Below are 8,315 nucleotides of genomic sequence, written 5' to 3'. Positions count from 1 at the left end.
GCCCCACCCCAATGGGGCCACCCGACCCCTCCACGAGGTTTCGGCCTCGGACCGCCGACGGCTTTCGGCCGTCCGGGCGTGACATCTCGTGAAGTGCTGGGGGATCACTCCGCCGCAAGGGGCGGCGGGCCGACGGCGGGGAAGCCTCGGCAGTCTGCCCGTGCCAGCCGGGGAAGAGGGGGGATGCGCCAGTGGCCGCCCCGGGCACCGGTCCCGTCGGTACGGGCCACGAGACCGGCTACGAGCGTGAGCGGCGCCCGGAGTCCCGGGTGACGGCGTGGGCGTCGCCGTGCCGCGACGAGCCGCTGTCGGCCGGCGACCCGTTGCCGAGCGCACCGCCGGGACGACCGCCGGGCGGGTGGCCGGGGTGGCGGAGGTGGCGGGAGTGGGCGGAGTGACTGATGCGATCGATGTGGTGTGTGTGTCTGAGGTGGTGCGTGTGAATGCCGGGAACCATCGGGCCTGCGGTTGCCGCGTCGGGCTCGTTGTCATGGGCTGCGGTGTCCGGTGGACCGGCCTGCCGCGGGGACCCGGTCGCATCCACCACCGGCGTCGTCGCCCAGCCCGGCTGCGGGTCAGTCGTGACCGGGGCGGGGAGGGGAAGAGAGGGGAGGGCAGGCGCTCCTGGGAGCGCGGTGTCGCTGCCCGGGGGTGCGGGCGGGCCAGGAAGACCCGGCAGACCCGGCAGACCCGGCAGACCCGGCAGGCTCGGCAGACCCGGCAGGCTAGGCAGGCTCGGCAGGCTCGGCAGGCTCGGCAGGCTCGGCAGGCTCGGCAGGCTCGGCAGGCTCGGCAGCGAGGGTGAGTCGGCCGGCCCCGGCAGGGCGGGTGAGTCTGGGAGCCCTGGCACAGAAGGGGCTGTCGGCAAGTCGGCCGGAGCCGGGAGGTTCGGCAGAGCCGGGAGGTCGGGCAGTACAGGGCGCGACGGGGGCTTGGGCAGGGCCGGGTGCAACGGCTCCTTCGACGGCTCCGGCCGTCCCGCGTGCGACGACTGCGACCGCGAGGACGACGGCAGCGAAACCGACGGCGATGGCGACGGCGAGAGCGGTTTCCCCCGGGCGTCTGCCACCCTCTCGCTCGCGGCCACCTCCACGTCACCGGCAGGCCGACCGAGCCGGTCCCCCGCAGCCCCTGGGACGTGAACACCGCTGGCGACCTGCCCGGCCCGGCCCTCCGGCAGCGCCCCTGCGCCGCTCTTCGCATGCGCCCGCTCCCCGCACAGCAGCCCGATGGCCAACAACCCGCCCACCAGCAGGGCCACTTGAAGTCCACGCCGCCCGGTCGCTGTGCGCAGCGCGCGCGACGCGGTCTCGGGCAAGGCTGCTGACCAGGTCAAGAGGGGGAGCTTCCTCCCGTGCGACGGAAGCGGTACTGCCCGGCCGGCACCACGCACGGCCGAGCAGGCGCCGATCCTCGCACGGGAGTGCGGAGGTTGCGCAAGCCCTTGCTTACCGATGGCCCGTCATGTCCGTTTTGCTGCTCCAGGTCGGACGACGGTGCGTCGACACGCCGTCATCCTCCCCCTTCCACCGGTCCCTTCACGCCGCATCCGGTATCGGCAACGGCCGCTTCTCGATCGCCGCCGCCATCACCTCCGGGAACAGATCGGGTGTGCAGGCGAACGCCGGTGCCCCCAGCGCCGCGAGCGCCGCCGCGTGCTCCCGGTCGTACGCCGGTGCCCCCTCGTCCGAGAGCGCCAGCAGCGTCACGAACTGCACGCCCGCCGTCTTCATCGCGGAGACCCGCTTGAGCATCTCGTTGCGAATGCCGCCTTCGTAGAGGTCGCTGATCAGCACGACCACCGTCTCCGCGGGCCGGCTGATCTGCGACTGGCAGTAGGCGAGCGCCCGGTTGATGTCCGTGCCACCGCCGAGCTGCGTGCCGAACAGCACGTCGACCGGGTCGTCCAGCTGGTCCGTGAGGTCCACGACCGCCGTGTCGAAGACGACGAGTCGCGTGGAGATCGTCCGCATCGAGGCGAGCACCGCCCCGAACACCGAGGCGTACACCACCGATGCCGCCATGGATCCCGACTGGTCGATACAGAGGATGACCTCCTTCTTCGTGGACCGGTTCGCCCGCCCGTACCCGATGAGCCGCTCCGGCACGATCGTTCGGTACTCGGGCAGGTAGTGCTTGAGGTTGGCCGCGATGGTGCGGTTCCAGTCGATGTCGTGGTGGCGAGGCCGGTTGATGCGGGCGCTGCGGTCGAGCGCGCCGGTGAGGGTGGCCCGGGTGCGGGTGGCGAGCCGCTTCTCCAGGTCCTCGACGACCCTGCGCACGACGGCCCGGGCCGTCTCCTTCGTCGTCTCCGGCATCGCCTTGTTGAGCGACAGCAGGGTGCCGACGAGATGCACGTCAGCCTCTACCGCCTCCAGCATCTCCGGCTCCAGCAGCAGCGTGGCGAGACCGAGCCGGTCGATGGCGTCGCGCTGCATGACCTGCACGACGGAGGAGGGGAAGTAGGTGCGGATGTCCCCGAGCCAGCGCGCCACCGACGGGGCCGACGCCCCGAGTCCGGCCGAACGGTCCCGTCCCCCCTGTGACCTGCCGTCCTTTCTGCCGTAGAGCGCGGTCAGCGCCCCGTCCATCGCCGCGTCCTGCCCCGACAGTGCGCAGCCGGTGCCGTCCGCGGAGTCTCCTCCGAGCACGAGCCGCCAGCGCCGCAGCCGCTCCTGCGCCGGGTCCGTCGCCTCGGCCGTCATCCCCGTCCTCCCTTACGAGGCCGTTCCCACAGCGGGATCACCGGCACGGTCGTCGCGGGCCGTACGTCCTCCCGGAGTCCGCCCGTCGCGGTGTTTCCCGCCGCCGGTGTCGCCGCCGGCCTCCTCAGCGCCACGGTCGTCATCCCGTCACCCCCGCCAGGTCGTTGTTCGTGTTCTCGTCCACGTCGTCCAGCCCGAGCAGCAGCCGTACGACCGGCAGCACGGCGTCCGCGCGCTGCAGGTCGAGGTCGGCCGCGAAGCCGGGTGTCCCCCCGTCGGCGGCTGTCGCACGACCCCTGGCTCCCGGTCCACGCCGGACCAGTTCACCGAGGGTCCGTCGCACCCCGGGCTCGTACGCCGAGAACGTCCGCCGCAGCAGGGGCAGTACATCCGTGAAGGCCTCGGCGGAAACCCCGGTCAGCCACGCGTCGACCAGCCCGAGCAACCGCTCGTCGTGCACCAGGAGCAGTCCGCCCCCGGAGCCCCCTCCGACGAAGCCCTCGATCCACGCGGCCGCGTCCGCCGGCGGTGTGCCCGGTGACAGGACGAGTCCCATCAGCAGGGCCGCCTCGTCGTGGGCCAGCTCTCCGTCGTCGAGCAGGAGCCGCACGGCCCGCCCCCGGATGACCCCGGGCACGGTGTCCCGCCCGGACAGCACCCGCAGCACCGACTGCCAGCGGCCTCTCAGCCGGCCGTGTTCCGCCGCGGGCGCGTCGCCCAGGAGGCCCACGGCCTGGTGCACCGCGTCCACATGGCGCCGCATCTCCTCGGCGGCGTCCGCGTCGAGCCCGGCGCAGGCCGGGGGCAGCCCGACGAAGACCCGCTCGGCCAGTCCCGCGGCGACCCCCGCCAGGGCACCGGTGTCCGTGCCGCGCACGTCGCCGTAGCGCAGCGAGCGGACCAGGGCCGGGAGCGCCTGGGCGAGATGGCCGACGTCCGTGTCGAGGGCCGCCCGGTCGGCGAGGATCCGCATCACCGTCGGCAGCGCGCCGGGCAGTTCGGCCAGGAGGCAGTGCTCGGCGAGCGCGGTGACGTCGGCGAGGCCCTGCGCGGTGACGGCGTCCGTCTCGGCTTTGGCAGTCGCGGCGGACAGGACGGTCGTGCCCCATATCCCCGCCTCGGCGATCCGAACGGACAGCTCGGGCTCCCAGCGCAGCCGCCACGTCTCCCGGAACGTGCCCGTGCTGCCCCGCAAGGCGGCCGGTTCGCCCCACGCGATGCCGAGCAGCCGCAGCCGGTGCAGCAGTCTGCTGCGGGCGGCGTCGTTCTCCTTGCGCAGGTCGAGCTCCAACTCCCGTTCGAGCGCCTCCGGCTTCAGCCGCAGTCGGCGTTGCAGCCGGGCGAGATCCCGCTGCAACGGCACCGCCGGCGCGGACGGCGGCACCTCCCCCAGCACGTCCCCCACGACCAGCCTGTCCCGCACCAGCTCCAGCGGCACGTCCGAGCCCTCGCACATCACCGCGCGCACCGCGTCGGTCGTCTCGCTCAGACCGGGCAGCGGACGGCCGCGCATCGCGGCGAGCGTCTCGGCCAGCCGTACCGCCTCGATGACATGGGCGGAGGAGACGATCCGGTCCTCGGCGCGCAGCAGCCCCGCCACCCTGGTCAGCCACCGCTCCACCGGCCGATCGGGGGCGCTGAACAGGTGCCCGTACCAGCCGGGCGAGTCGATACCGGCCCCGTACCCGCTGCTCCGGGACAACCGCCTGTGGGTCCACGGCACCCAGGTCAGGTCTGCTTTGACCTTGGGCAGGCCTTTGAGGAGCGCCTTGTCGGCGGCGACGGTGGTCTTCCGCCGCAGTGCGGGCACGTGCCAGGCCCCGCAGACGACGACCACGCCGTCGTCGAACTCCCGCTGCGCGGCCCGCACCCGGAGCCGCATGTACGCCTCCCGCACCAGGTCCCGGTCGTGTCCCCCGCTGCCGTAGGTCTCCCGTAGTGCTCCCATGGCCTCCTCCAGTGCGGTGAACGGCGCGAGCGCGTCATCCTCCTCCCCCGCACCCCGGTGCTCCACGACGTCCTCCCACCACCGCTCCGGGTCGTCGTAGCCGGCGGTCTCGGCGAGCACGCGGAGCGGATCGATCCGCAGGCCGGCGGGGCCGGGGCCGGTGTCCCCGTCCGCTGCCCTCCCGGCGTCCGGCGGGCGTTCGCCCTCCGGCGCCTCCTCGTCCTCCTTGCTCCCCCAGGCCAGGGTGTGCGTGGCCGGCAGGTCGATGAAGCGCGCCGGGACGTCGTGGTCCAGGGCCCAGCGGATGGCGACCCATTCCGGGGAGAACCCGGCCAGTGGCCAGAACGCCGAGCGGCCGGGCTCGTCCACGGCGTGGGCGAGGAGGGCGACCGGCGGCCGCATCTCCTCGTCGGCGGCGAGCGGAATCAGGGCGTCGGCCTCGGACGGCCCTTCGATCAGCACGACCCGCGGCCGGACCTCCTCCAGCGCCGCCCGCACCGCCCGCGCCGACCCGGGCCCGTGATGCCGCACCCCGAGCAGCACCGGTCCCGCCCCGGTCCCCCGGCCCACGGCGCTTTCCACACCGGTCACCTCATCCCCCTCCCGTCCCGCACGTCCCGACCCGAACCCGCCACCGACCGCCGCCCCGCCACCCGAGGTCCTCGCCCCGTGTCGCTCACACGCTCACCTCGCGGCAGGCCCGGTAGAAGTCCTTCCAGCCGTCGCGCTCACGGACCACCGTCTCCAGGTACTCCTGCCAGATGACCCGGTCCGCCGCCGGGTCGCGGACCACCGCGCCGAGGATGCCCGCGGCGACATCGCCCGGTCGCAACACGCCGTCGCCGAAGTGAGCCGCCAGGGCGAGCCCGTTGGTGACGACGGAGATGGCCTCGGCCGTGGACAGGGTGCCGCTGGGCGACTTCAGTTTCGTCCGGCCGTCGGCCGTGACCCCGTCGCGCAGCTCCCGGAAGACCGTGACGACCCGGCGGATCTCGACCAGCCCGTCGGGCGCGGCCGGCAGGTCGAGGGAGCGGCCGATCTGGTCGACGCGCCGCGAGACGATGTCGACCTCCGCCTCGGGGCTCTCCGGCAGCGGCAGCACCACCGTGTTGAAGCGGCGGCGCAGGGCGCTGGACAGGTCGTTGACCCCGCGGTCGCGGTCGTTGGCCGTGGCGATCAGATTGAAGCCGCGGACCGCCTGCACCTCCTGGCCGAGCTCCGGTATCGGCAGCGTCTTCTCCGAAAGGATCGTGATGAGCGTGTCCTGCACGTCGGCCGGGATCCGGGTCAGCTCCTCGACGCGGGCCGTCATGCCCTCCGCCATGGCCCGCATGACCGGGCTGGGCACGAGGGCGTTCCGGCTCGGGCCGTGGGCGAGCAACTGCGCGTAGTTCCAGCCGTAGCGGATGGCCTCTTCCGGGGTGCCGGCGGTGCCCTGCACCAGCAGCGTGGAGTCGCCGCTGACGGCCGCGGCCAGGTGCTCGGACACCCAGGTCTTCGCCGTGCCCGGCACGCCGAGCAGCAGCAGGGCCCGGTCGGTGGCGAGCGTGGTGACGGCGACCTCGACGATGCGGCGCGGGCCGACGTACTTGGGACTGATCACCGTGCCGTCCGGCAGCGTGCCGCCGCGCAGGTAGGTCGCGACCGCCCACGGCGACAGCTTCCAGCGGGCCGGGCGCGGCCGGTCGTCCTGGGCGGCCAGCGCGGCGAGTTCCTGCGCGAAGGCGTCCTCGGCGTGCGGTCGCAACGCCTGGGCGGATTCCGTCTCCCCCGCTTCGACGGACGTCGGCTCCACGGACACAGTCATGGCAAAGTCCCCCTCCAGCTCGGCCGGTTCGGATCTGGCACCAACGTTGCACCACACCACTGACAATGCGTTCCGACCTGCGGAAACACGCTGCCGGGACCGTTCGCGGACCCGATTGTCAGTGGTGGGATCTACCTTCGGTGGCATGACTCAGCAGGGGGCGCGCTGGACCGCGGACCAGGTGCTGGCACTGGCGCCTGACGCCGCATCGCGCAAAGCGGGAAGCAAACTCGGCGCGGCGGGGCCGTGGTCCGAGGCGGGGAGTTCCGACGAGGGGACGGTGTGGGGGCTGTGCAAGGGCAGCGGAAGCAAGCCGTATCAGACGGTCGTGGACATCGCGGACGCCGCCGGTCCCGCGTACAAATGCAGTTGTCCGAGCCGCAAGTTCCCGTGCAAGCACGCGCTCGGACTGCTGCTGCTCTGGGCCGCCGACGACGCGGCGGTGCCGCCCGGGCAGGAGCCGGAGTGGGCCGTGCAGTGGACGGCGGGGCGGCGCAGGCGTGCGGAGGAGAAGAAGACCGGGGACGGCTCCGGTGCGCCGTCCGGGTCCGCTGATCCGGAGGCGGCGCGGCGCCGTGCGGAGCGCCGGGCCGAGCGGGTCACGTCGGGCGCGGTGGAGCTGGAGCAGCGTCTGGCCGATCTGCTGCGCGGCGGCCTGGCGACCGCGGAGCAGTCGGGGTACGGCCTCTGGGAGGAGACGGCGGCCCGCATGGTCGACGCCCAGGCCCAGGGTCTGGCAGGCCGGGTGCGGGAGTTGGGGGCGATCCCGTCCACCGGTCCGGGCTGGCCGGTGCGGTTGCTGGAGGAGTGCGCGTTGCTGCATCTCCTCGGTCAGGGCTGGCTGCGCCGCGAGCGGCTACCGGACGGCCTCGCCGCCACGGTCCGCTCCCGCATGGGCCTCCCGGCCTCCGCGGACGGTCCGCCGCTGCGCGACCGCTGGCTGGTCCTCGCCCAGTACGACACGACGGACCCGCGCCTGACGACCCGCCGGATCTGGCTGCACGGCGCCGACTCGCACCGCTCTGTCCTGCTCCTCTCCTATGGCGCCGCCGGCCGCGCCCCGGAGCTGGCACTGCCGGTGGGACTGACCCTGGAGGCAGAGGTGTCCGCGTACCCGGGCGCCGGACAGCCCCGGGTGGCCCTGGGCGAGCAGTTCGCCCCGCCCGCGCCCGCGGCGATACGTCCGCCGGGGATGACCACGTCCCAGGCAGCGGCCCGTTACGGCGACGCCCTGCGCGACGACCCGTGGCTGGAGTCCGTCCCGGTGACGCTGGACCGGGTCGTGCCGGCCCCGGACGGCGACTCCTGGCAGCTGGCGGACGCCGACGGGGACGCGGCGTTGCCGCTCACTCCCGCCGCGCGTTCCCGGCCGGGCCTGTGGCGGCTCGTCGCGCTGTCGGGCGGTGCCCCGGTCAGGGTCTTCGGCGAATACGGCCACCAGGGCTTCACCCCGCTGACGGCTTGGCCCGAGGGCACGGGTGACGTGGTCGCGCTGTGCTGAGCGGACTGCGGTCCCGCTCACACCCCGGCAACCAGTCCCACCCATCCCACAGGTCCACGAATCTTTCAGGCATCACGGGACAACCGGTAAGGGCGAGCCTTCAACCACCGGGCGCCCTGCGGAAAGGAAGCTCATGACCAGGTCCTCCGCTCCTGTGGACGCGCCCGCCGCGGACGTCTGGGAGGGGCTCGTCACCACCGCGCTGCTGGGCACCGACCGGCGCACCCCACCGGGGACGGCGCCGGGCCCGGACGCGCCCGCGGCCCTGCTGTTCGCCTCCCTCAGCCACAAGACGAGCGACTACCGGGCGATGGTCGAGCAACTGCGGGTCAGCTGCACCGAGTTGCGGGAGGT

The 8,315-nt window shown here is 73.8% G+C and carries 5 protein-coding genes; 2 read left to right on the top strand and 3 right to left on the bottom strand.

Annotated features, from left to right (window positions below; all coding sequences use genetic code 11):
- Positions 1 to 1,538: 1,538 nt before the first annotated feature.
- The 3 genes from ABZ281_RS26835 to ABZ281_RS26825 all read right to left on the bottom strand — a co-directional run bounded on the left by ABZ281_RS26835 (position 1,539) and on the right by ABZ281_RS26825 (position 6,460).
- On the bottom strand, positions 1,539 to 2,705 hold the full coding sequence (locus tag ABZ281_RS26835; RefSeq protein ID WP_356659448.1) for a VWA domain-containing protein: 1,167 nt from the start codon (positions 2,703 to 2,705) through the stop codon (positions 1,539 to 1,541).
- 139 nt (positions 2,706 to 2,844) lie between these two features.
- Positions 2,845 to 5,244 (bottom strand): DUF5682 family protein, encoded by a 2,400-nt coding sequence (locus tag ABZ281_RS26830; protein WP_356659446.1) that lies wholly within the window; start codon positions 5,242 to 5,244, stop codon positions 2,845 to 2,847.
- Between the two features lie 85 nt (positions 5,245 to 5,329).
- Positions 5,330 to 6,460, bottom strand: a complete 1,131-nt coding sequence (locus ABZ281_RS26825) for an AAA family ATPase (protein ID WP_356659444.1) — start codon at positions 6,458 to 6,460, stop codon at positions 5,330 to 5,332.
- Positions 6,461 to 6,605: 145 nt separating this feature from the next.
- Here ABZ281_RS26825 and ABZ281_RS26820 point away from each other — a divergent pair, with 145 nt between their 5' ends.
- Both ABZ281_RS26820 and ABZ281_RS26815 read left to right on the top strand, forming a co-directional pair.
- Positions 6,606 to 7,961, top strand: a complete 1,356-nt coding sequence (locus ABZ281_RS26820) for an SWIM zinc finger family protein (RefSeq protein WP_356659442.1) — start codon at positions 6,606 to 6,608, stop codon at positions 7,959 to 7,961.
- A 133-nt stretch (positions 7,962 to 8,094) separates the two neighbouring features.
- On the top strand, positions 8,095 to 8,315 hold a 221-nt coding region (locus ABZ281_RS26815; protein WP_356659440.1), incomplete at its 3' end, for a hypothetical protein.

It is taken from the genome of Streptomyces sp. NPDC006265 (genome assembly GCF_040613555.1).
Lineage (GTDB): Bacteria > Actinomycetota > Actinomycetes > Streptomycetales > Streptomycetaceae > Streptomyces.
This window is presented reverse-complemented; position numbering and strand designations above follow the sequence as displayed.

Excerpts from the sequence above, each read along its gene's own strand:
- ABZ281_RS26835 (WP_356659448.1), bottom strand. The coding sequence starts at position 2,705 with ATGACGGCCGAGGCGACGGACCCGGCGCAGGAGCGGCTGCGGCGCTGG.
- ABZ281_RS26820 (WP_356659442.1), top strand. The coding sequence starts at position 6,606 with ATGACTCAGCAGGGGGCGCGCTGGACCGCGGACCAGGTGCTGGCACTG.
- ABZ281_RS26825 (WP_356659444.1), bottom strand. The coding sequence starts at position 6,460 with ATGACTGTGTCCGTGGAGCCGACGTCCGTCGAAGCGGGGGAGACGGAA.